The organism is Halomonas sp. PBN3, from assembly GCF_000475415.1.
GTDB lineage: Bacteria > Pseudomonadota > Gammaproteobacteria > Pseudomonadales > Halomonadaceae > Halomonas > Halomonas shengliensis.
Map to the genome: position 1 here is coordinate 197,091 of NZ_AXCA01000163.1, position 21,701 is coordinate 218,791.

At 69.4% G+C, this 21,701-nt stretch carries 19 protein-coding genes and 2 riboswitches; of the genes, 9 read left to right on the top strand and 10 right to left on the bottom strand.

What is annotated here, in order from left to right:
* Nucleotides 1–159: 159 nt before the first annotated feature.
* Together Q673_RS29640 and Q673_RS29645 are read left to right on the top strand one after the other, a co-directional pair.
* Nucleotides 160–1,080 (top strand): HAD-IIB family hydrolase, encoded by a 921-nt coding sequence (locus Q673_RS29640; RefSeq protein WP_023006362.1) that lies wholly within the window; start codon nt 160–162, stop codon nt 1,078–1,080.
* Nucleotides 1,077–2,297: a glycosyl transferase gene (locus Q673_RS29645; RefSeq protein ID WP_023006363.1), complete on the top strand. Its 1,221-nt coding sequence runs from the start codon at nt 1,077–1,079 to the stop codon at nt 2,295–2,297. Before Q673_RS29640 ends, Q673_RS29645 begins: the two co-directional genes overlap by 4 nt.
* A gap of 62 nt (nt 2,298–2,359) precedes the next feature.
* Here Q673_RS29645 and Q673_RS29650 read toward each other — a convergent pair whose 3' ends face one another.
* The 6 genes from Q673_RS29650 to Q673_RS29675 form a co-directional block, all read right to left on the bottom strand.
* Nucleotides 2,360–4,135 carry a sugar phosphorylase gene (locus Q673_RS29650; protein ID WP_023006364.1) on the bottom strand — a complete coding sequence of 592 codons (1,776 nt, stop codon included), beginning with the start codon at nt 4,133–4,135 and terminating at the stop codon, nt 2,360–2,362.
* Between the two features lie 122 nt (nt 4,136–4,257).
* The gene (gene thiC / locus Q673_RS29655) at nt 4,258–6,147 is read right to left on the bottom strand and encodes a phosphomethylpyrimidine synthase ThiC (protein WP_023006365.1); all 1,890 of its coding nucleotides are present in this window, start codon (nt 6,145–6,147) and stop codon (nt 4,258–4,260) included.
* A 79-nt stretch (nt 6,148–6,226) separates the two neighbouring features.
* Nucleotides 6,227–6,336: riboswitch (TPP riboswitch) on the bottom strand.
* Nucleotides 6,337–6,421: 85 nt separating this feature from the next.
* Complete coding sequence (gene tenA / locus Q673_RS29660) at nt 6,422–7,090, bottom strand: thiaminase II (RefSeq protein WP_023006366.1); 669 nt, start codon at nt 7,088–7,090, stop codon at nt 6,422–6,424.
* 76 nt (nt 7,091–7,166) lie between these two features.
* Nucleotides 7,167–7,292: riboswitch (TPP riboswitch) on the bottom strand.
* 66 nt (nt 7,293–7,358) lie between these two features.
* Nucleotides 7,359–8,288 carry a lysophospholipid acyltransferase family protein gene (locus Q673_RS29665; protein ID WP_023006367.1) on the bottom strand — a complete coding sequence of 310 codons (930 nt, stop codon included), beginning with the start codon at nt 8,286–8,288 and terminating at the stop codon, nt 7,359–7,361.
* A gap of 5 nt (nt 8,289–8,293) precedes the next feature.
* Nucleotides 8,294–8,671: a DUF4870 family protein gene (locus Q673_RS29670; protein WP_023006368.1), complete on the bottom strand. Its 378-nt coding sequence runs from the start codon at nt 8,669–8,671 to the stop codon at nt 8,294–8,296.
* A 155-nt stretch (nt 8,672–8,826) separates the two neighbouring features.
* A complete protein-coding gene (locus Q673_RS29675) occupies nt 8,827–9,243 on the bottom strand; it encodes a VOC family protein (RefSeq protein ID WP_023006369.1) in 417 nt (138 codons plus the stop codon).
* A 75-nt stretch (nt 9,244–9,318) separates the two neighbouring features.
* Here Q673_RS29675 and Q673_RS29680 point away from each other — a divergent pair, with 75 nt between their 5' ends.
* The 6 genes from Q673_RS29680 to Q673_RS29705 all read left to right on the top strand — a co-directional run bounded on the left by Q673_RS29680 (nt 9,319) and on the right by Q673_RS29705 (nt 17,203).
* Nucleotides 9,319–9,963, top strand: a complete 645-nt coding sequence (locus Q673_RS29680) for a class I SAM-dependent methyltransferase (protein WP_031218305.1) — start codon at nt 9,319–9,321, stop codon at nt 9,961–9,963.
* 212 nt (nt 9,964–10,175) lie between these two features.
* Nucleotides 10,176–11,585 (top strand): MFS transporter, encoded by a 1,410-nt coding sequence (locus tag Q673_RS29685; RefSeq protein WP_023006371.1) that lies wholly within the window; start codon nt 10,176–10,178, stop codon nt 11,583–11,585.
* A 106-nt stretch (nt 11,586–11,691) separates the two neighbouring features.
* Nucleotides 11,692–13,485 carry an acyl-CoA dehydrogenase gene (locus Q673_RS29690; protein ID WP_023006372.1) on the top strand — a complete coding sequence of 598 codons (1,794 nt, stop codon included), beginning with the start codon at nt 11,692–11,694 and terminating at the stop codon, nt 13,483–13,485.
* A 63-nt stretch (nt 13,486–13,548) separates the two neighbouring features.
* Entirely contained in the window at nt 13,549–15,180 is a 1,632-nt protein-coding gene (locus Q673_RS29695) for an acyl-CoA synthetase (protein WP_023006373.1), read from the top strand.
* 208 nt (nt 15,181–15,388) lie between these two features.
* A complete protein-coding gene (locus Q673_RS29700; RefSeq protein ID WP_023006374.1) occupies nt 15,389–16,237 on the top strand; it encodes a 3-hydroxybutyryl-CoA dehydrogenase in 849 nt (282 codons plus the stop codon).
* A 192-nt stretch (nt 16,238–16,429) separates the two neighbouring features.
* Nucleotides 16,430–17,203, top strand: coding sequence for an enoyl-CoA hydratase-related protein (locus Q673_RS29705; protein ID WP_023006375.1), 774 nt, complete (start codon nt 16,430–16,432; stop codon nt 17,201–17,203).
* A gap of 27 nt (nt 17,204–17,230) precedes the next feature.
* Here Q673_RS29705 and Q673_RS29710 read toward each other — a convergent pair whose 3' ends face one another.
* The 4 genes from Q673_RS29710 to Q673_RS29725 are packed head-to-tail and all read right to left on the bottom strand — an operon-like array spanning nt 17,231 to nt 20,111.
* The gene (locus Q673_RS29710) at nt 17,231–18,010 is read right to left on the bottom strand and encodes a Mut7-C RNAse domain-containing protein (protein ID WP_023006376.1); all 780 of its coding nucleotides are present in this window, start codon (nt 18,008–18,010) and stop codon (nt 17,231–17,233) included.
* Between the two features lie 31 nt (nt 18,011–18,041).
* Nucleotides 18,042–19,106, bottom strand: a complete 1,065-nt coding sequence (locus Q673_RS29715; RefSeq protein WP_023006377.1) for an NAD(P)-dependent alcohol dehydrogenase — start codon at nt 19,104–19,106, stop codon at nt 18,042–18,044.
* A 55-nt stretch (nt 19,107–19,161) separates the two neighbouring features.
* Nucleotides 19,162–19,587 carry a VOC family protein gene (locus Q673_RS29720; RefSeq protein WP_023006378.1) on the bottom strand — a complete coding sequence of 142 codons (426 nt, stop codon included), beginning with the start codon at nt 19,585–19,587 and terminating at the stop codon, nt 19,162–19,164.
* Between the two features lie 47 nt (nt 19,588–19,634).
* A complete protein-coding gene (locus Q673_RS29725) occupies nt 19,635–20,111 on the bottom strand; it encodes a peroxiredoxin (protein ID WP_023006379.1) in 477 nt (158 codons plus the stop codon).
* 188 nt (nt 20,112–20,299) lie between these two features.
* Between Q673_RS29725 and Q673_RS29730 the strand changes: the two genes are divergently transcribed.
* Entirely contained in the window at nt 20,300–21,379 is a 1,080-nt protein-coding gene (locus Q673_RS29730) for an NAD(P)-dependent alcohol dehydrogenase (protein ID WP_023006380.1), read from the top strand.
* Nucleotides 21,380–21,701: the final 322 nt, after the last annotated feature.

A 21,701-nucleotide genomic window follows, 5' to 3' on the forward strand; every position in this document is an offset into this window, starting at 1 on the left:
ACCGTCATGGTGCGGCCGCGGGGCGTCGCCGCCTGGTTCTCCGCGGCCTGCGCTGCCGATCCGCCCGGAACGGCAGGCTGGCACGCCCTGTGCGAGCTGGCATGTCCTGTGCATCAGCAGTGAGGGGCATGTGCCCCAGTCGACCGCCCGGGAGCTGTCATGACCGATCCACGCCTCACGCCGGACGCCGGCCTCGATGCGGCCCTGACGCCGCGACTGCTGTTCAGCGACCTGGACGGCTCGCTGCTCGATCACCACCGCTATGACTGGTCGCCCGCCCGGCCCTGGCTGGTGAGCCTGCGGCGGCTGGGGGTGCCGGTGATCCCGGTGACCAGCAAGACCCGCAGCGAGATCATGCCGCTGCGCCAGGCGATGGACCTGACCGATACCCCGTTCGTCGCCGAGAACGGCGCCGTGGTCGGCCTGCCGCCGGCCTGGTGCCATGCGCGCATCGATCGTCCCGGCCCCGATGGCCTGGCGATCCGTACCCTGGGCATGGACATCGGCTTCATTCGCAAGCGCCTGGCGGTGTGGCAGGCGCGACTGGGCGTGGTCTTCACCCCCATCAGCGCGATGTCGCTTGAGGAGCTGGTCGACTTCACCGGGCTCCCCGAGGCCGAGGCACGGCTGGCGCGCATGCGCGAGGGCAGCGAGCCGCTGGTGTGGCAGGACGACGAGGCCGGGCTCGAGGCGCTGCGCGCGGGGCTGGCCGGCGACGGCCTGCGGCTGGTGCGCGGCGGGCGCTTCTGGCATGCCACCGGCGAGGCCCACAAGGGCAGCGCCGTGGCCTGGCTGGTGGAGCGCTTCCAGGCGCTGCGCGGCCGCCGTCCGCTGACCCTGGCGCTGGGCGACGGTCCCAACGACATCCCCATGCTCGAGGCGGTGGACCAGGCGGTGGTGATACGCGGCTGCCATGGCCTGGTGGTCGAGCCCGACCAGCCGGCGCTCTACCGCAGCGCGGCGACCGGTCCCGCCGGCTGGGCCGAGGGGGTGGCCCACTGGTGGGGGCGAGCCGACCGCCGGCCGGGGCCGGCGGTGAGCCACGCCGGCGATGACGGGGCCAGGAGGGCGACGGCATGAGCGACTTCCACCAGAACGGCATCATCACCGACTTCCACAACCTGACCCGGCGCCCGCTGGAGGCCCTGGAGGCGGACCTGGTGGGCTTCTCGCGCCGCCGCCCGATGAGCCTGATCCTGCCCTCGCTCTACTCCGAGCTGGAGGGGCCGGCTCTGGAGCGCATCGTCACGGCGCTTGCCGAGGTGCCCTACCTCGCCGAGGTGGTGATCGGCCTGGACCGGGCCGACCGCGCGCAGTTCCGACACGCGCGGGAGTTCTTCGCCCGCTTGCCCCAGCGCCATCGCATCCTCTGGAACGATGGCCCGCGCCTGCGCGCCCTGGATGCCGAGCTGGAGGAGCACGGCCTCTCGCCCCGGGAGCCCGGCAAGGGGCGCAACGTCTGGTACTGCGCCGGCTTCGTCCAGGCCTCCGGGCGCGGCGCCGTGGTGGCGCTGCACGACTGCGATATCCTCACCTACGATCGCGGCCTGCTGGCGCGGCTCTTCTACCCGGTGGCCCATCCCCACTTCAACTACGAGTTCTGCAAGGGCTACTACCCACGCATCGCCGAGGGGCGGCTCAACGGGCGGGTGGCACGGCTGATGGTCACCCCGCTGCTGCGGGCGCTCAAGGCGATGCATGGCCCGCTGCCCTACCTGGAGTACCTGGACAGCTACCGCTACCCGCTCTCGGGGGAGTTCTCCATGCGCGCCGAGGTGCTCGACGGCATCCGCATCCCCGCCGACTGGGGCCTGGAGATTGGCGTGCTCTCCGAGGTGCACCGCAACCACTCCACCAAGCGGCTCTGTCAGGTGGACCTGGCCGACGCCTACGACCACAAGCACCAGCCGGTCTCCGCCGACGACCCCTCGGGCGGGCTCAACCGCATGAGCCTGGACATCGCCAAGGCGCTCTATCGCAAGCTGGCCACCCAGGGGGTGACCTTCAGCGCCGAGGGCTTCCGCACCCTCAAGGCCACCTACTACCGCCTGGCCCTGGACCTGATCGAGGCCTACGACCACGACGCACGAATGAACGGCCTCTCGCTGGATCGCCATGGCGAGGAGCGGGCGGTGGAGCTGTTCGCCGCCAACCTGCTGGAGGCCGGTAGCGCCTTCCTCGACAACCCCGGCGAGCGCCCTTTCATCCCCAGCTGGAACCGGGTGCGCTCGGCGATCCCGGACCTGCCGGAGCGGCTCCACGACGCCGTGGAGGCCGATAACCGCGGGGAGGTGTAGCCGGGTTGGCGCATGGCGATAAGGCCTGTCGCCCAATGAACCGCGTATGAGGCGGCCATCGCTCAGGGCGCCTGCACCAGCCACAGGCAGCGATAGGGCGCCAGGCTCGCCACTGGCGCCCAAGGGGCTTCCTCCAGCAGGTCGAACCAGTCACCCTCGGCCAGGGCTGGCAGCGCCAGCGGCTGGGGGGCGTCGGTGACGTTGTGGATCGCCAGCAGGCGACGCCCGTCGGGCAGCGGGCCGCGCTCCAGCGCCAGCAGCTCGCGCGGGGTCTCCAGCACCCGCTGGGAGGCGTCGGGGTGGAAGCAGGGCTCGCGGCGGCGCACCGCCAGCCGGCGGGTCAGCGCCTCGAAGACCATCCGGGTCGGCGTATCGGGGCTGTCCAGCAGCAGCTCCAGCTCGTCGCGGTGCCAGCGGCGCCGGTTGATGGAGCGCAGGCGTCCGCTGCGCTCCACCCCCTCCAGATCGTTGAGGGTTCCCGTCAGCACGTGGAGGTAGAGCGCGGGGATGCCCTGCAGGCCAAGCATCAGCTGCTGGCCGCACAGGAAGCGCTGCACCTGCCAGGGATCCGGCCCGCGCCGCGTCCCCTTCATGGCGTCGAACCAGGTGATGTTGATCTCGTAGGGGCTGTCGCTGCCGTCGTTGCGGCTGCGCATGCTGACGAAACCGCCGAAACGGTGCATCAGCTCCAGCAGCGCCTCGATCTCGTGCGGGGGAAGCCAGCCCTCCAGCGGACGCACGCCGATGCCGTCGTGGCTGGCGGTGAAGTTGAGGAAGCTGCAGCCGGGCGGCAGGCTCGGCAGGCTCTTAAGCCAGGCCGCCAGGGTGCCCGCCTCGCCGCTGGTCAGGGTGTGCAGCAGCAGCGGTGGCAGCGGGAACTGGTAGACCAGGTGCGCCTCGTCGGGGAGATGTTCGTCGGCAACGCGATCGAGACCCAGGTAGCTGAGGTTCTCGCGATGGGGCACGTTGGTCTCGGTGAGCAGCAGGGTGCCCGGTGCCACGTGGTCGACCACCGCGCGCAGCAGCCGCACCACCTCGTGGGTTTGGGGCAGGTGGATGCAGGGGGTGCCGACCACCTTCCACAGGTAGGCGATGGCGTCGAGCCGGATCACCCGGGCGCCCTGGCCGAGGTAGAAGAGCAGGATGCCGATGAACTCCAGCAGCACGTCGGGGTTGGCGAAGTCGAGGTCGATCTGGTCCTCGGAGAAGGTCGCCCAGAGGTGGCGGGTGCCCCGCCGCGTGGGCACCGCTACCAGCAGCGGCGAACTGCGCGGTCGCACCACCGCCGAGAGGTCGGTCTCCGGGTCCATCTCGATGAAGTAGTCGCGCCCCGGATGGCTGCCGGTCAGGTAGTCGACGAACCACAGCGACTCCCGGGAGACGTGGTTGAGCACCAGGTCCACCGCCAGGTCGTGTCGCCCGGCCAGAGCGCGCACATGGGACCAGTCGCCGAGGTCGTCGGCGACCTCGCGGTAGTGGATCACCGAGAAACCGTCGTCGCTGCTCCAGGGGAAGAAGGGCAGCAGGTGCACGCCGCTGAAGGTCTCCGCCAGGCGCGTCTCCAGGAAGTCGTCCAGCACCGCCAGGGGCGCGCGGCTCTCCTCCAGCAGGCTGTCGCCATAGCTGATCAGCCACTGGTCGCGCTCGCTCCAGAGTGGCGCATCGGGGGTGTCGGGGAGGGGCGGGGCCTGATGGGCCAGCAGGGTGAGCAGCCGGCGCAGCACCTCGTCGGCGCGCGGGCCGTAGAGGAAGGCCAGGTGGCCGTGGGCGCGGCGGCGGAAGGCCTCGGCGTCCAGCGAGACGGCGACGGAGGGGGTGAAGGGGGGGCGGTCTGACATGGCCGGGTCTCCTCGTGGCGACCCCTAAGCCATGCAGGGCCCGTGCCAGCCTGGCGGCATCCGCTGACGCAGCTCGCCGGCCCGGGGGCCGGCGAGATCCGTTCAGGTGGGCGGTGGAGGCATCACACCTCCTGGTAGAGCCGGCTGCCGGTCTCCCGGAACTTCTCCGCCTGTTCCTCCATGCCCTTCATCACCGCCTCCTGATCGCCATCGAGGCCGTTATCCCGAGCATAGTCTCGCACCTCCTGACTGATCTTCATGGAGCAGAACTTCGGCCCGCACATGGAGCAGAAGTGGGCCACCTTGGCGGAGTCCTTGGGCAGGGTCTCGTCGTGGTACTCGCGGGCGGTGTCCGGATCGAGGCCCAGGTTGAACTGGTCCTCCCAGCGGAACTCGAAGCGCGCCTTGGACAACGCGTTGTCGCGGCGCTGGGCGGCCGGGTGGCCCTTGGCGAGGTCGGCGGCGTGGGCGGCGATCTTGTAGGTGATGATGCCGGTCTTGACGTCGTCCTTGTTGGGCAGGCCCAGGTGCTCCTTGGGGGTCACGTAGCAGAGCATGGCGCAGCCGTACCAGCCGATCATCGCCGCCCCGATGCCGGAGGTGATGTGGTCGTAGCCGGGGGCGATGTCGGTGGTCAGCGGGCCGAGCGTATAGAAGGGCGCCTCGTGGCACGCCTCGAGCTGCTTGTCCATGTTCTCCTTGATCAGGTGCATGGGCACGTGGCCCGGGCCCTCGATCATCACCTGGACGTCGTGCTTCCAGGCGATGCGGGTCAGCTCGCCCAGGGTCTCGAGCTCGGCGAACTGCGCCTCGTCATTGGCGTCGGCCACCGAGCCCGGGCGCAGGCCGTCGCCCAGCGAGAAGGCGACGTCGTAGCGCTTGCAGATCTCGCAGATCTCCTCGAAGTGGGTATAGAGGAAGCTCTCCTGGTGGTGGAAGAGGCACCACTTGGCCATGATCGATCCGCCCCGGGAGACGATGCCGGTGACCCGCTTGGCGGTCAGCGGCACGTAGCGTAGCAAGACGCCGGCGTGGATGGTGAAGTAGTCGACGCCCTGCTCGGCCTGCTCGATGAGGGTGTCGCGGAACACCTCCCAGGTGAGGTTCTCGGCCACGCCGTTGACCTTCTCCAGGGCCTGGTAGATCGGCACGGTGCCGATGGGCACCGGGGCATTGCGGATGATCCACTCGCGGGTCTCGTGGATGTTCTGCCCGGTGGAGAGGTCCATGATGGTGTCCGCGCCCCAGCGGATGCCCCAGGTCATCTTGTCGACTTCCTCCTCGATGGAGGAGGTGACCGCCGAGTTGCCCAGGTTGCCGTTGATCTTCACCAGAAAGTTGCGGCCGATGATCATCGGCTCCGACTCCGGGTGGTTGATGTTGCAGGGGATGATGGCCCGGCCGGCGGCCACCTCGTCGCGCACGAACTCCGGGGTGATCTCCTCGGGCAGGCGGGCGCCGAACCCCTGGCCCGGATGCTGGTGGCCGAGGATGCGCTCGACATCGGCGGTACCCAGCGCCTGGCGGCGCTGGTTCTCGCGAATGGCGATGAACTCCATCTCCGGGGTGATGATCCCCTGGCGGGCGTAGTGGAGCTGGGTGACGTTCTTCCCTGCCTTGGCGCGGCGCGGGGTGCGGGTCAGATCGAAGCGCAGGTTGGCGAGCATCGGGTCGTTGGCCCGGCGCCGTCCGTATTCGGAGGTCGGACCGTCGAGCCACTCGGTGTCGCCGCGTTCATCGATCCATGCCCGGCGCAGCTCGGGCAGGCCGCGGCGCAGGTCGATCTCGGCCTCGGGGTCGGTGTAGGGGCCGGAGGTGTCGTAGACCAGCAGCGGCGGGTTTTCTTCGTCGCTGCCGGAGGTCTTGGTCGGCGACAGCGCGATCTCGCGGAAGGGCACGCGGATATCGGGGCGCGAGCCCTCGACATAGACCTTGCGCGAGCCGGGCAGCGGCTGGATGGCGGCCTCGTCGACCCTGGCGGTGTCGGCGAGGAAGTGGGCGGTCTTGCTCATGATGTCGGTCTCCCCAGGGGATTGTGGTGTTGTCAGGGAGGACAGGTGGGAGGGACAGGGGCCGCCGTGTGCTGTACCGGGCGGCGTGTCGCTTGATCCCTACGCTGGTCCTAGCCAGTTCAGGTTCAACGGGATCCATGCTTGGGCGCATGATCTCAGCCGTCGGTAACGGCACCCCGTCAAGCGAGTGGTCGGGCGACCTTTCGGCCACCAGTGTGACGCTGCCCGTCGGCCTGACCAGAGCCAGCGGGCGCATGATGATGGGGCCAGTGCTTCAGTCGGCGCGGTCCAGTCCCATCTGCCAGAAGTCGATCTCGAGCCGGGTGGCGTCGCGGAACACCTGAGTGAGCTCGGCGAAGCGCGCCGGGGTGACATCGGCGAGGCGGGCGTCGAGCCAGGCCTCCTCGGCGCGGCGGGCGGCCTGGAACGCCTCGCTCTCGTACATGGCGATCCAGGCGTCATAGGGGTTGGCATTGCCGCGGACCGTGCCGGCGCGGGCGTTGATCCAGTCGGCGATTTCGCCGTAGCCCACCAGGCAGGGGGCCAGGGCCACGTGCAGGTCGAGCAGGTCGCCGCGGTTGCCGGTATCCAGCACGTAGCGGGTATAGGCCATGGTGGCGCGGGCCTCGGGCAGCTCGGCCAGCGACTCCTCGGAGATGCTCCACTCGCGGCAGTAGCCCACGTGCAGCCCCAGCTCCAGGTCGACGATCGCCTTGAGCCCCTCATGGGCCTGACGCAGGTCGTCGAGGGTGCGGCTCTTGTAGGCGGCCAGGGCGTAGGCGCGCGCGAAGTGGACCAGGAAGAGGTAGTCCTGCTTGAGGTAGTGGCGGAAGGCCTCCTGCTCGAGGGTGGCGTCGGCGAGCTGGCGCACGAAGTCATGCTCGATATAGGCACGCCAGTCGTCGTGGCAGGCGGCGGTAAGGTCCTGGAAGCGATAGCCCATGGTCGTCTCCGGCATCGAGTGACGATCCGGGGTTCGGGCGAGGGAGGGAGTGGGGGTCGGGGGAACGGCACTGCCGGGGAGACCACCGCTTGATTCCTACGCCGGTACTAACCGGATCAGGTTCAACGGGATCGGCGCTTGGGTCTTCGGGAGACCCCTGTGCCATCTCAGCCGGATCTCACCGGCACCCCGTCAAGCGAATGCCCAGTCTAGCAGGACGGGGGCAGGTTGCCAGCTTAGTAGGTTGCCAGCTTAGTAGGTTGCCAGCTTAGTAGATGCGAAACTCGCGATGGTGGGGATCTCCTTCCTGCTCCTGAATCACCTTGCGGTAGCGCTTGTACTCCCACTGGTACTGGGCCGGGTCCAGGGCGATGGCGGCCTCCACGCAGGCGTTGACCCCGGTGGCGGACTCGGCCTCGTCGGTCGCGTAGACCCGTTCGTCCGCGGGCAGGAAGTGGATCTCGAAGCCCCGGCCGGGGAGGCGCCTGGCCACCCCGGTGACCACCCGGGCCTGGGTGCGGGCCACCAGCTTGGGCAGCAGGGTGGCGGTATAGGCGAGGCGGCCGAAGAAGGGCGCAAACACGCCGCTGCCCCAGTCGGGCTCCTGGTCGGGGAGGATGCCGATCGCCTCGCCGCGCTTGAGCGCCTTGAGCAGGGCGGCCACGCCACGGGGGTTGGTGGGCACCAGGCTCGCCCCCATGCGCTCGCGTCCGGCGCGGGTCACGGCGTCGAGCTCGGCGATCTTGGGCGGCTCGTACATGGCGGTGAAGGGGAAGTGGCTGGAGAGCCAGAAGTTGAGCACCTCCCAGTTGCCGAAGTGGGGGGCCAGCACGATCACCCCACGCCCCTCGGCGCGGGCCTCGTCGAGCAGTTCGCGGCCGTGCACGGCGAGTATCGAGGCCTCGACCCGCTCGGGCGCGCCCTGCCAGGCGAAGCCGATCTCCAGCATGGTGGCGGCGGAGTGAGTCAGGCTCTGCCGGGCCAGGCGGCGGCGCTCGTCGGCGCCCTGGTCCGGGTAGACCTCGGCCAGGTTGGTCGCGGTGACCTCGCGCTCGCGGCGGCTGAAACGGTGCACCAGCGGCCCCACGAGGCGGGCCAGGCGCCACAGGGTGGCGAGGCGGCGGCCGGCCAGCGCCCGCCACAGGGTGGCGATGGCGCGGGCCTGGAGGGCGCTCGAGCGGGAAGCGGCCTTGCCCATCGGGCCTATACCAGCCAGGTCTCGAGGTTGTCGGGGGAGCGCTTCTCCTGCAGCCCCTTGAAGCCCTTCACGCAGCGGATCACCAGCCACACCACGGCCACCAGCCACAGCACGAAGCCGATCAGCACGAACATCAGCACGCCGGAGACGCAGAAGTAGAGCAGGCCGATCCAGAAGGTGCGGATCTGGTAGCGGTAGTGGCGGTCCAGCCACTCCGGTCCCTTGCCCTGGTAGACGTAGGCGATCACCACCCCGACCAGGGCGGTGAGCCCGCCGGTGATGATGCTCGCCAGATAGAGGGCGTAGATCACCATGGGGAGGGTTGTGTCGACGGGCTTGGGAGACTCGATGATCACGTGGTCGTTCTGCAGGTTGTCGCTCATGGGGACAGCGTCCTGAAGGCAAAGGGTTTCGGCGCCGCCCATGATACCCGGCACGGGCGGCAATGCCACCGCCGGGCCAGGCCCATCGTCGATGGTCCCGTCAGCGCAGGGCGCCGGGCAAGCCAGGGGCGGTGTTGGCGTCTGGGCTCGTCCTGTCAGGCGGTGGCGGGGTCCGTGGTGGCGGACTCCCTGCCGCGCAGGGGACGGCTGATCTCCAGTAGGTTGCCGTCGGGGTCGCGCAGGTAGAGCGACTCGATGGGGCCGGTGGCGCCCTGGCGCTCCACGGGGCCGAGCTCGACCTCCACCTCCAGCGCCGCCAGGTGATCGGCGACCTCGTCCAGCGGCAGCAGGCTGCGCAGGCAGAGGTCCAGGCTGCCGGGGGTGGGGGTGGCGGCGCGGGGCTCGATGTCGGTGGCGGTCCAGTGCAGGCGCAGGGCCAGGTCGCCGAGGATCAGGTCGACGCGCTCGCGGTCGCGGTAGCGCACCTCCAGCCCCAGCACCCGGGAGTAGAAGTCGACCGCGCGGGAAATGTCGGTCACGGTGATGACCAGATGGTCCAGACCTGACAGCATTCGTCTCTCCTTAGAGGGATGTTTCTGGCCTTGAGGGATGATTCAGGCGAAAAGGGTTCTGCCCCAGAGGATACGATGATGCCGACCTGCCCGCTATGCGCCGCCGAGGATGCGCCGCACTTCCACCGTGATGCCCGGCGCGACTACCACCGCTGCCGGCGCTGCGACCTGGTGTTCGTGCCGCCCGCCTTCCGGCTCTCCGCGGCCGAGGAGCGCGCGGTCTACGACCAGCACCAGAACTCGCCGCACGACCCGGGCTATCGCCGCTTCCTGTCGCGCCTCCACGCGCCGCTGTGCGAGCGCCTCGCCCCCAGGGCGCGGGGGCTGGACTTCGGCGCCGGGCCGGGGCCGACCCTGTCGGTGATGTTCGAGGAGGCGGGCCATCCCATGGCGATCTACGACCCCTTCTATGCCCCTGACGCCTCGGTCCTCGACGCGACCTACGACTTTATCACCGCAAGCGAGGTGGTCGAGCACCTCTTCGCCCCCGGCGAGACGCTCGCCCGCCTGGCCGCCATGCTGCCCCCCGGCGGCTGGCTGGGGCTGATGACCAAGCGCGCCGGCGACCGCGAGGCCTTCGCCCGCTGGCACTACATCCTCGACCCCACCCATGTGGCCTTCTTCAGCGAGGCGACCTTCCGCTGGCTGGCCGAGTCGCTCGACATGAGCGTCGAGTTTCCCGCCGCCGACGTCGCCCTGCTGCACAAGCCCGCGCGCTGAGCGCGGAGGATCCTGTCGATTTCCCCCTGCGCGGCGGAGGAAAATCCTGGGCGAGATGGAACGGCTCGGGAAAGCGATTGACTGGGGGCGGTGCGGGCGTATGATTCGCGCGCTCACGATGACCGGCCAGGCGCCGGGCCGCCGCGGGCGGGCGCATCCGCGCGCTTTCTGCCACGCTTTCCCTTTCTCCCCTCTGCGCTGTGAGGCAACGCATGTCGCGGCAACTGCTGGCCATGGCCCTGGCCCCCTTGCTCGGGCTCTTCATCCTCGGCATCGGCAACGGTTTCCTCTCCACCGTGATCACCCTGCGCCTGGACGCCGCAGGCGAGTCGGCGGTGGTGATCGGCTGGGTCTCCTCGGCCTACTTCATCGGCCTGGCGCTGGGCGCCATGCTCAACGACCGGCTGCTGCTGCGCATCGGCCATATCCGCGCCTACGGCAGCTTCGCCTCCCTGGTGGCGGTCACCGTGCTGCTGCAGGGGCTCTTCGAGCACCCCTGGGCCTGGTTCGCCCTGCGCCTGATCGGCGGCTGGGCCACAGTGGGGGTCTACCTGGTGATCGAAAGCTGGCTGCTCACCGCCGGTGACGCCAGGGTGCGCGGGCGGCTGCTGGCGCTCTACATGATCTCGCTCTACGCCGCCGGGGTGCTCGGCCAGCTGCTGCTGGGGGTCACCGAGGCGATGGGCGGGCCCTCCTCGTTCATGGTGATCGGCCTGCTGGCCTCGCTCTCGGTATTGCCCATGGCGATGATCCCGCGGGTCTCGCCGCTGATCGAGAAGGCCGAGCCGCTGCCGCCGCTGCGCCTGATCACCCTGACCCCCACCGGGGTGATGGGCAGCTTCGGCTCGGGCCTGGCGGTGGCGGCGGTCTATGCGCTGCTGCCGCTCTACCTGCAGCGCATCGGCTTCACGGTGGACCGGGTCGGCCAGATGATGGCCATCGTGGTGCTGGGGGCGCTGCTGCTGCAGTACCCGGTGGGGCGCTGGTCCGACCGCCACGACCGCCAGATCGTGCTGATCGGCATCGGCGGCTTCTGCACGCTGATATCCGCGGCGATCCTGTGGCTGCCGATGTCCCCCTGGCTGCTGGCGGGGCTGCTGTTCCTGCTGGGTGGCGGGGTCTTCTCGCTCTACCCGGTGGCGGTGGGCCACGCCGCCGACCGCGCCCCCGCCGGCGCCCTGGTGCGCATGAGCCAGGGCCTGCTGCTGATCAACGCCATCGGCTCGGCGGTGAGCCCGCCGCTGGTCTCGCCGGTGATGGGCGTGCTGGGGGACGCCGGGCTGTTCTGGAGCTTCGGCGCCCTGGGGCTCTTCCTGGTGGCCTTCTTCGGCTGGCGGCGCAGCGTGCGCCCGGCGCCGGTGCCGGTGGCACCCTTCCACCCCACCGCGCCGATGTCCGCCGCCGGTGCCGAGCTGGTGGTCACCGAGGAGCTGGTGCAGGGGGCCATCGAGCACGAGCACATGGAGGACCTCTCCGACGCCGTGCCCGAGGTGGCGGTGGCGGAGCCGCTGGTGGGACCGCCGCCGGCCGACGAGGCGCATGTCGCCTACTTCGAGGAGCTCGAGCCCGAGGAGGCGCCCACCCAGGCGGAACTGGCGCTGGAGCCCGTCGAGGGGCGCTGAGAGCGTCTGCGACCTGGGGCTCGAGATCGTCTGCGACCTAGGGCTAATGGCCGGCGAAAAGTAGGGAATCTACTATTGGCGTTATCATTTTCCCTGAGGTGTTTCGATGACTCCCTTCGCCGCCCCCGTCCGCGACCTCCGCTTCGTGCTCGAGGAACTGCTCGAGCACGGCTCGCTCTCGCTACCCGGCTTCGAGGAGGCCAGCCCCGACCTGGTGGAGGCCGTTCTGGAGGAGGCGGCGCGGCTCGCCGGCGAGGTGTGGGCGCCGCTCAACGCCAGCGGTGACCGCCAGGGCTGTACCCGCCGCGAGGATGGCGGCGTCCGCGTCCCCGACGGCTTCGCCGAGGCTTACCGTGCCTACGCCGAGGGCGGCTGGAACGGCATCGGCGTCGCCGAGGCGCTGGGCGGCCAGGGCCTGCCCGAGGTGGTGGCCAGCGCCGTCCAGGAGATGCTCCACGGCGCCAACATGGCGCTGGGGCTCTGCCCCATGCTTACCGCCGGCGCCATCGAGGCGCTCGCCCACCACGGCAGCGACGAACAGCAGGCCACCTACCTGCCGCGGCTGGTGGAGGGCAGCTGGACCGGCACCATGAACCTCACCGAGCCCCAGGCGGGCTCGGACCTCTCCAAGGTGCGCACCCGTGCCGTGCCCCAGCAGGACGGCAGCTATCGCCTCTTCGGCCAGAAGATCTACATCACCTGGGGCGAGCACGACGCCGCCGAGAACATCATCCACCTGGTGCTGGCGCGCAAGCCGGACGCCCCCGAGGGCAACAAGGGCATCTCGCTGTTCCTGGTGCCCAAGTTCCTGGTCAACGCCGACGGTAGCCTGGGCGAGCGCAACGACGTCACCTGTGCGGCCATCGAGCACAAGCTGGGTATCCACGGCTCGCCCACCTGCACCCTCGCCTTCGGCGAGAACGACGGCGCCATCGGCTATCGGGTGGGCGAGGAGGGGCGCGGCCTCAACCACATGTTCACCATGATGAACGAGGCGCGCCACAAGGTCGGCGTGCAGGGCATCGGCGTGGCCGAGCGCGCCTGCCAGCACGCCTTCGCCTATGCCCACGACCGCACCCAGGGACGCAGTCCGCGCTCCGGCCGCGATGACTGCGCCATCGCCGACCACCTCGACGTGCGCCGCATGCTGCTCTCCATGCGCGCACGTACCGACGCCCTGCGCGCGCTGGCGCTCTATTGTGCCGCCCAGCTCGACGTGGCCCGCCACGCCGAGGAAGACGCCGAGCGCGCCGCCGCCCAGGCACGGGTCGACGTGCTGATCCCGGTGGTCAAGGCCTTCTCCACCGACCAGGCGGTGGAGATCGCCTCGCTGGGCGTGCAGGTCCACGGCGGCATGGGCTACATCGAGGAGACCGGCGCCGCCCAGCTGCTGCGCGACGCCCGCATCGCCCCCATCTACGAGGGCACCAACGGCATCCAGGCGCTGGACCTGGCCGGGCGCAAGCTGCAGCGCGACGGCGGTGCGGCCCTCGCGGGGCTGATCGATCAGGTGGAGGCCACCGCCGCCGCCCTGGCCGCCGACGCCGAGCTCGCTCCGCTGGGCGAGAGCCTGGTCGGCGGGGCCGCCGACCTGCGTGCCGCCATGGCCGCGGTGCTCGAGGCGGGCGCCGACCCCGAGCGTGGCGCCGATGCCGTCCAGGCCTACGCCACCCCCTTCCTGAGCCTGGCCGGCCACGTGCTGTGCGCCTGGCAGATGGGCCGGGCAGCACTGGCCGCCACCGCGGCCATCGCCAACGGCCGCGACGAACCCTTCTATCAGGCCAAGCGCCAGGCCGCCGACTACGCTATCCGTCAGTGGCTGCCCCAGGGCCGCGCCCAGCGCGCGGTGATCGAGGCGGGCATGGCGAGCCTCGCCGCCTTCGACGCCGCCACCCAGTGACCGACCCGCCGCCGGCCTCGCGCCGGCGGCACGCTTTCCGGACCACCCTCACGGAGCCTTCCCATGAGCCAGAGCATCTTCGAGCAGGGCCTGCCCAGGACCGCCGCCAACTTCGTGGCGCTCTCGCCGCTGACCTTCATCGAGCGTACCGCCTCGGTCTACCCGGACTACCCGGCGGTGGTCCACGGCGCCACCCGCCGCGACTGGGGCACCACCTGGGAGCGCTGCCGGCGGCTCGCCTCGGCGCTGGAACGGCGGGGCGTGAAGCCCGGCGAGACGGTGGCGGCCATGCTGCCCAACGTGCCGGCGATGTTCGAGGCCCACTTCGGCGTGCCGCTCGCCGGTTGCGTGCTCAACACACTGAACATCCGCCTGGATGCCGAGGCGATCGCCTACATGCTCGAACACGGCGAGGCGAAGGCGATCCTGGTCGACCCGGAGTTCGCCGACGTCATCGAGGCGGCGGTGGCGAAACTCGAGGAGAAGCCGCTGATCATCGACGTAGCCGATCCCGAGTTCGTCCCCGAGGGGCGCGCCATCGGCGAGGTGGAGTACGAGGCGCTGCTCGCCGAGGGCGACCCTGCCCATCCCTACCGGCTGCCCGAGGACGAGTGGCAGGCGATCTCGCTCAACTACACCTCCGGCACCACCGGCAAGCCCAAGGGGGTGGTCTACCACCACCGTGGCGCCTACCTGAACGCCACCAGCAACATCCTGGTGTGGGCGATGCCCCACCATCCGGTCTACCTCTGGACCCTGCCGATGTTCCACTGCAACGGCTGGTGCTTCCCCTGGACCATCGCCGCCGCCGCCGGCACCAACGTCTGCCTGCGCAAGGTGGAGCCGAAGCGGGTGATGGACCTGATCGCCGACGAGGGGGTGACCCACTTCAGCGGCGCGCCCATCGTGCTCAACGGCCTGGTCAACCTGCCGGACGCCGACAAGCGCGACTTCGACCACCCGGTGAAGGTCACCACCGCCGGCGCGGCGCCGCCCGCCTCGGTCATCGCCGGCGTCGAGCGCCTCGGCATCGACGTCACCCACGTCTACGGCCTCACCGAGGTCTACGGCCCGGTGACCTCCTGCGCCTGGCGCGAGGCGTGGGACGAGCTGCCCATGGAGGAGCGGGCCAGGCTGAAGTCCCGCCAGGGGGTGCGCTATCACATGCTCGAGGCGCTCTGCGTGGCCGACCCCAACACCCTGGAGCCGGTACCCAAGGACGGCGAAACCATCGGCGAGATCCTGATGCGCGGCAACAACGTGATGAAGGGCTACCTCAAGAATGAGGCGGCCACCGAGCAGGCGCTTGAGGGGGGCTGGTACCATACCGGCGACCTCGCCGTGTGGCATGCCGACGGCTACATCGAGATCAAGGACCGCTCCAAGGACATCATCATCTCCGGCGGCGAGAACATCTCCACCATCGAGGTGGAGGACTGCATCTACTCGCACCCGGCGGTGGAGGAGGCCGCGGTGGTGGCCAAGCCCGACGAGAAGTGGGGCGAGACCCCCTGCGCCTTCGTCAAGCTCAAGGTGGGCTACGGCGAGGTCACCGAGCAGGAGATCATCGACCACTGCCGGGCGCATCTGGCGCACTTCAAGGCGCCGAAGGCGGTGGTCTTCACCGAGCTTCCCAAGACCTCCACCGGCAAGATCCAGAAGTTCGTGCTGCGCGACGAAGCGCGCAAGCAGTAAATTACCCGACCGTTTTCCAATGAGAGCAAGGACTGTCGCTGTTAGTTGAAGGGAGAAGCGCCGGGGACAAGCCGAAGGGGAGGTCCTACGCCAGGGATGGCGTCGGTAGCGTACATGGAAGTATTCACAGCGCCTCCCCGCAGGCTTGTCGCCGGAAAAGCTTCGAGTGGCGGTGCGCAGACCAAGACAAATCAGCAGGAGAGTGTAGATGAGTGAGCAAGCGATCGGCGTGGTGGGCGCCGGCACCATGGGGCAGGGCATCGCCCAGGTGCTGGTCCAGAGCGGCTTCGCCGTCAAGCTCTACGACGTCGCCGACGAGCAGCTGAAGCGGGCCAGTGGCGCCATCGACAAGGGCCTGGGCAAGCTGGTGGCCAAGGAGAAGCTTTCCGCCGATGACCAGCAGGCGGCCATGGCGCGGCTGGATACCACTACCGACCTCGACGCCCTGCGCGACTGCGAGGTGATCATCGAGGCCGCCCCGGAGCAGCCGGCGCTCAAGGAGAAGCTGTTCCGCGACCTCAGCCGCCTGACCCATGAGGCGATACTGGCCTCCAACACCTCCTCGCTGTCGCTGACCCGGCTCGCCGCCGTGTGCGAGCGCCCCGAGCGGGTGGTGGGCATGCACTTCTTCAACCCGGTGCCGGTGCTGAAGCTGGTCGAGGTGATCCGCGCCGAGCAGACCAGTGACGCCACCGTGGCGCGCATCGAGGCGCTCACCGAGGCGCTGGGCAAGACCGCCGTGGCCATCGGCGACTCTCCGGGGTTCGCGGTCAACCGCCTGCTGGTGCCGATGATCAACGAGGCGGCCTTCCTGCTCCAGGAGGGCGTGGCCAGCGCCGAGGACATCGATGCCGCCATGAAGCTCGGCGCCGCCCATCCGCTGGGCCCGCTGGCACTCGCCGACCTGATCGGCCTGGACGTCTGCCTCTCCATCATGGAGGTGCTGCAGGAGGGCTTCGGCGATCCCAAGTACCGCCCCTGCCCGCTGCTCAAGCGCATGGTCGACGCCGGCTACCTGGGGCGGAAGAGCGGGCGCGGCTTCCACGTCTACTCCTGATCAATCTCCTGGCGGGGCGGTATCGCCTGTGGGAGGCCGGCTCCGCCGGGCGAATGCACCATCAGGTGCCCTTCAGGGAGCCTGCCCCCCGAGCTGGATCCACCAAGGAAGCATTGCCGCCCAACCTAGCGTTCGCTAGGGTTGGGCGGTATCGTCCCAACACCGATTCAAGAACAACCCGAGGAGTGCCCCATGAGCGAGTCCCTGATCGAGGTGGTCGACAACGCCGGCATCGTGCGCCTGACCATCAACCGTCCCAAGGCCCTGAACGCCCTGAACAGCGCCGTGCTGGCGGAGCTGGAGCGCGTGCTGGCCGGGCTCGAGGGTCGCGCCGACCTGCGCGCGGTGGTGATCACCGGCGCCGGCGAGAAGTCCTTCGTGGCCGGCGCCGACATCGCCGAGATGCGCGAGAAGAGTGCCGCGGAGGCTCGCGACTTCGCCCGCCAGGCGCTGGACACCTTCAAGCGCCTGGAGACCCTGCCGGTGCCCACCGTGGCGCTGGTCAACGGCTTCTGCCTCGGCGGCGGCTGCGAGCTGGCGCTGGCCTGCGACTGGGCGGTGGCCAGCGACAACGCCATCTTCGGCCAGCCCGAGGTGCTGCTCGGCGTGATCCCCGGTTTCGGTGGCACCCAGCGGCTGCCGCGCCGCGTGGGGCCGGCCATGGCCCTGGACCTGTGCACCACCGGACGCAAGATCGACGCCGCCGAGGCGCTGCGCATCGGCCTGGTCAACCGGGTGATGCCCCAGGCCGAGCTCGAAGGTTATGTGGAGGAGCTCACCAAGCAGCTGGGCGGCAACGGCCCACAGTCGGTGCGCGCCGCCAAGCAGGCGATCCACGACGGCATGGACCAGGACCTCGACAGCGCCCTGGCGCTGGAGAACGCCCTGTTCGCCTTCTGCTTCGCCGGCGACGAGCAGACCGAGGGCATGAGCGCCTTCGTCGAGAAGCGCAAGCCGAACTTCTGAGCCCTCCTCACGAGCCCCTGCGGCCGGTCATGGCCGCGGGGGTTCGCTGTTGCGACGTCTGTCCCGACTCAGCCCCCGCCTCTGCAGGCCCTCCACCAGCGCCTCCATCCGCGAGACATGGCTGCCGTGCCAGAACAGCTGGCCGCACGCCTCGCACTCGAGGAAGGTCGTCACGTAGCGCCGCGTGAGCGGCTCCAGCCGGTGTTCCACCGCCGCCTTCTCGACCCTTGCCAGCCGACCGTTGCAGCGCGAGCAGCGGGTGAAGGGCGCCAGCACGGGGTAAAGGTCGAACTCGTCGCAGACCTCCTCCACCTGCCGCCAGGGGTCCACCTCTCGCACGTAGTGGGCGAGCCGGATGCGCTTGCGCCTGAGCAGGGCGCGGTCACGGGTCAGCACCACCCGTGACTCCTGTTCGGCGAGGGCGGCCACCTCGGCGTCGTCGATGTCGTTGCGGTAGCGGCAGTCGAAGCCGAGCAGGCGCAGGTAGCGGGCCAGGCGGCCGAGGTGGGCATCCAGCACGAAGCGCGGGCGTGTCGGGGGAGTCGGGCGCAGGTGCCTGGCCGCCGGCGGGGCGGTGGGCCAGGGGTAGACGTCGACCCGCTCGCCGCCGGCGAGGATATGCGAGAAGCCTACCGCGTGGCCGTCCACCAGGATGACGTCGACCTCGGTATGCGGCACCCCCAGCGACTCGATCACGTCCTTGATCGCGGCGCGTCGCGACACCTCGAGGGTGATGACCTGGCCGCGCCGTCGCGGCGGGAGAAGGTCGTTCAAGCGGTCATGGAGATGGATCTCGGCGACGGCCATGGCATCTGCGCGCGGCAGCGAGGCCGCCGGCTCAGGCCGCGTCGCCCCGCTTCAGCGACTGCATGTCGATGACGAAGCGGTAGCGGACGTCACCTTTCTGCATGCGCGTGAAGGCGGTGTTGATCTCGTCGATATTGATCATCTCCACGTCGCAGGTGATGCCCTGCTCGGCGCACAGGTCGAGCAGCTCCTGGGTCTCGGGGATGCCGCCGATCAGCGAACCGGCCAGCACGCGACGCTTGAAGATCAGGTTGAAGCCCGCCACCGGCGGCTCGATGGGGTCCATCAGGCCCACCAGGATGTGGGTGCCGTCGTAGCGCAGCGTGGCCAGGTAGGGGTTGAGGTCGTGCTGCACCGGCACGGTGTCGAGCATGAAGTCGAAGGTCTCGGCCACGGCCTCCATCTGCGCCTCGTCGCTGGAGACGACCACCTGGTCGGCGCCGTGGCGCTTGGCCTCCTCCACCTTGGCCTCGGAGCGGGTGAACACCGTGACCTCGGCGCCCAGCGCCTTGGCCAGCTTGACCCCCATGTGGCCGAGGCCGCCCATGCCGATCACCCCGACCTTGTGGCCGGCCTTCACGCCGTAGTGCCTGAGCGGCGAGTAGGTGGTGATGCCGGCGCACAGGATGGGCGCGGCGGAGGGCAGATCGATGCCCTCCGGCATGCGCAGCACGAAGTGCTCGCTGACCACGATGCGGTCGGAGTAGCCGCCCTGGGTCAGGCTGCCGTCGTGGCGATCATCGCTGCCGTAGGTCATGGTGAAGCCGTTCTCGCAGTACTGTTCGACGCCTTCGCGGCAGGGCTGGCAGTCGCGGCAGGAGTCGACCATGCAGCCGACCCCCACCAGGTCGCCCTCCTTGAAGCGGCTCACCGCGTCGCCCACGGCGGTGACCCGGCCGACGATCTCGTGGCCGGGCACGATGGGGTAGCGGGTCATGCCCCAGTCGTTGTAGGCGAAGTGCAGGTCGCTGTGACACACGCCGCAGTAGAGGATCTCGATGGCGACATCGTCCGGGCGCGGCTGGCGGCGCTCGAAGGAGAAGGGTGCCAGGGGCTGGTCGTCGGCGAAGGCCGCATAGGCGCGGGTCTGGCTCATGTCGGGGATTCTCCTCGGGTCGTCGGATTGGTGAGGCACGGCAGGTCGCGCGGCCTCACTTTGCGAACAGCTGGCTCATGTCCTTGAACGCCTTGAACTCCAGAGCGTTACCGCAGGGGTCGAGCAGGAACATGGTGGCCTGCTCGCCCACCTGACCCTGGAAGCGCACATAGGGTTCAATCACGAACGCGGTGCCGCGCTCGCGCAGCCGCTCGGCGAGCGCCTCCCAGTCGTCCCAGCCGAGCACCACGCCGAAGTGGGGCACCGGCACGTCGTGGCCGTCCACCGCGTTGGTGTGGGCATTGTCCTGGTAGGGCATCTTCGGGTGCTCATGGATCACCAGCTGGTGGCCGAAGAAGTTGAAGTCCACCCAGTGGTCGCTGGAGCGACCCTCCTCGAGGCCGAACACCTTGCCGTAGAAGGCGCGGGCCGCGGGCAGGTCATGGACGGGAATCGCCAGGTGGAAGGGGGCAAGGCTCATGGCAGTCTCCTCTTGCATGGATGGGGTGAGGGCAGGGCGGATCGGTCCTACAGCTGGGCCAGCAGGGTCTCGGCGCTGCTCTTGTCGACCCCCTTCTCGTCGATGCCCAGGTACTTCACCACGCCGTCGTCGAGGAGCATGGCGAAGCGCTGGCAGCGGGTGCCCATGCCGGCGGCGCTGGCGTCCTTCTCGAGCCCCAGGGCGCGGGTCAGCTCGGCGTTGCCGTCGGCCAGCATGGTGATGGCCTCGGCGTTCTGGTCGCGCTGCCAGGCGCCCATCACGAAGGCGTCGTTGACCGACAGGCAGGCGATGGCATCGACCCCCTTGGCGAGGAGCTTGTCGGCGTTGACCACGAAGCCCGGCATATGGGTGTTGGAGCAGCCCGGGGTGAAGGCGCCGGGCACCGCGAACAGCGCCACCTTCCGGCCGGCGAGGAAGTCGCCGGTGCTGATGTCCTGGGGACCCTCGGGGCCGTTGGTCTTGAGGGTGACGTCGGGGAACCGGTCGCCGGTGGCAATCGTCATGGGGCATTTCCTTCTTCTGATGAAAGGGGTGGGATACCGCGATCCGCCAGTCTGCCTCGACCAGGCGAAGAACACCAAACCCCGCCTTTCACGCTTGTCCGGCCGATTCTTGATGCCTGTCATGGTGGAATCACGTTCGCCTGCTATAGCTGAAGGGGTCACCCATCCTCGCCATCCAGGAGTCCGCCATGCCCGCCATGATGAAAGCCGCCGTCTTCGTCGAGCCCGGCCGCATCGAGATCGACGACCGCCCGATCCCCGACATCGGCCCCAACGACGTCCTGATCCGGGTTACCACCACCACCATCTGCGGCACCGACGTGCATATCCTCAAGGGCGAGTACCCGGTGGAGAAGGGGCTGATCGTGGGCCACGAGCCGGTGGGGGTGATCGAGAAGCTCGGCGCCAACGTCCAGGGCTACCGCGAGGGCCAGCGGGTGATCGCCGGCGCCATCTGCCCGAGCTTCACCTCCTATGCCTGCCAGGACGGCTGCAGCGCCCAGGACGGCGGCCACCACGCCCACGGCTACAAGCCCATGGGTGGCTGGCGCTTCGGCAACACCATCGACGGCGCCCAGGCCGAGTACCTGCGGGTGCCGGATGCCCAGGCCAACCTCTCGCCGGTGCCCGACGGCCTCACCGATGACCAGGTGCTGATGTGCCCGGACATCATGTCCACCGGCTTCGCCGGGGCGGAGTCCGCCAACATCAGGATCGGCGACAGCGTGGCGGTGTTCGCCCAAGGCCCCATCGGCCTGTGTGCCACCGCCGGCGCCCGGCTGCGCGGCGCGGGGCTGATCATCGCCGTGGATGGGGTCGACGAGCGCCTCGAGATGGCCAGGAAGATGGGCGCCGACGTCACCCTCAACTTCCGCCAGGTGGACGTGGTGGACGAGATCCGCAAGCTGACCGGCGGACGCGGCGTGGACGCCACCATCGAGGCGCTGGGGCTGCAGCAGACCTTCGAGCAGGCGCTGCGCGTCATCAAGCCCGGCGGCACCCTGTCGAGCCTCGGGGTCTACTCCGAGAACCTCTCCATCCCGCTGGATGCCTTCTGCGCCGGCCTCGGTGACCACCGCATCGTCACCTCGCTGTGCCCCGGCGGCAAGGAGCGCATGCGCCGGCTGATGCAGATCATCGACAGCGGCCGCCTGGACCTAGGCCCCATGGTCACCCACCGCTACCCGCTGGAGAAGATCGTCGACGCCTACGACCTCTTCTCCCACCAGCGCGACGGCGTGCTCAAGATCGCCCTGGAAGTCTCTTGAGGTTCGCTATTCCCCGGCCGGGCGGAATCTTCCACCCGGCCATCCTTTATTCCCCGTCGGCAATATCTCACAAGCCAAATGGTGAATCGCTGACAGGGTTATTGGCCGATTACGTAATCTGGACCAACGTTGACGGAAGATGCCGCAAATATGGGCATTATCGGTTAGGCTGCTGGCTAATGTTTTTTAAGATGGTGGGTGTGGTGATATCATACCGATGCCAGCGAGAGCCGAGCTTTTCAGCGCCATTGCGTTTTTTGAGCCCGAGGGCCGCGCGAAGGGCAGCAATCGACCCAAAGCCGAGTGCGCCAGGATAAGCTGG

Bases quoted from the DNA above. Each gene is read 5' to 3' on its own strand.
- Q673_RS29640 (WP_023006362.1), top strand. From the start codon at position 160: ATGACCGATCCACGCCTCACGCCGGACGCCGGCCTCGATGCGGCCCTG.
- Q673_RS29645 (WP_023006363.1), top strand. From the start codon at position 1,077: ATGAGCGACTTCCACCAGAACGGCATCATCACCGACTTCCACAACCTG.
- Q673_RS29650 (WP_023006364.1), bottom strand. From the start codon at position 4,135: ATGTCAGACCGCCCCCCCTTCACCCCCTCCGTCGCCGTCTCGCTGGAC.
- thiC (WP_023006365.1), bottom strand. From the start codon at position 6,147: ATGAGCAAGACCGCCCACTTCCTCGCCGACACCGCCAGGGTCGACGAG.
- tenA (WP_023006366.1), bottom strand. From the start codon at position 7,090: ATGGGCTATCGCTTCCAGGACCTTACCGCCGCCTGCCACGACGACTGG.
- Q673_RS29665 (WP_023006367.1), bottom strand. From the start codon at position 8,288: ATGGGCAAGGCCGCTTCCCGCTCGAGCGCCCTCCAGGCCCGCGCCATC.
- Q673_RS29670 (WP_023006368.1), bottom strand. From the start codon at position 8,671: ATGAGCGACAACCTGCAGAACGACCACGTGATCATCGAGTCTCCCAAG.
- Q673_RS29675 (WP_023006369.1), bottom strand. From the start codon at position 9,243: ATGCTGTCAGGTCTGGACCATCTGGTCATCACCGTGACCGACATTTCC.
- Q673_RS29680 (WP_031218305.1), top strand. From the start codon at position 9,319: ATGATGCCGACCTGCCCGCTATGCGCCGCCGAGGATGCGCCGCACTTC.
- Q673_RS29685 (WP_023006371.1), top strand. From the start codon at position 10,176: ATGTCGCGGCAACTGCTGGCCATGGCCCTGGCCCCCTTGCTCGGGCTC.
- Q673_RS29690 (WP_023006372.1), top strand. From the start codon at position 11,692: ATGACTCCCTTCGCCGCCCCCGTCCGCGACCTCCGCTTCGTGCTCGAG.
- Q673_RS29695 (WP_023006373.1), top strand. From the start codon at position 13,549: ATGAGCCAGAGCATCTTCGAGCAGGGCCTGCCCAGGACCGCCGCCAAC.
- Q673_RS29700 (WP_023006374.1), top strand. From the start codon at position 15,389: ATGAGTGAGCAAGCGATCGGCGTGGTGGGCGCCGGCACCATGGGGCAG.
- Q673_RS29705 (WP_023006375.1), top strand. From the start codon at position 16,430: ATGAGCGAGTCCCTGATCGAGGTGGTCGACAACGCCGGCATCGTGCGC.
- Q673_RS29710 (WP_023006376.1), bottom strand. From the start codon at position 18,010: ATGGCCGTCGCCGAGATCCATCTCCATGACCGCTTGAACGACCTTCTC.
- Q673_RS29715 (WP_023006377.1), bottom strand. From the start codon at position 19,106: ATGAGCCAGACCCGCGCCTATGCGGCCTTCGCCGACGACCAGCCCCTG.
- Q673_RS29720 (WP_023006378.1), bottom strand. From the start codon at position 19,587: ATGAGCCTTGCCCCCTTCCACCTGGCGATTCCCGTCCATGACCTGCCC.
- Q673_RS29725 (WP_023006379.1), bottom strand. From the start codon at position 20,111: ATGACGATTGCCACCGGCGACCGGTTCCCCGACGTCACCCTCAAGACC.
- Q673_RS29730 (WP_023006380.1), top strand. From the start codon at position 20,300: ATGCCCGCCATGATGAAAGCCGCCGTCTTCGTCGAGCCCGGCCGCATC.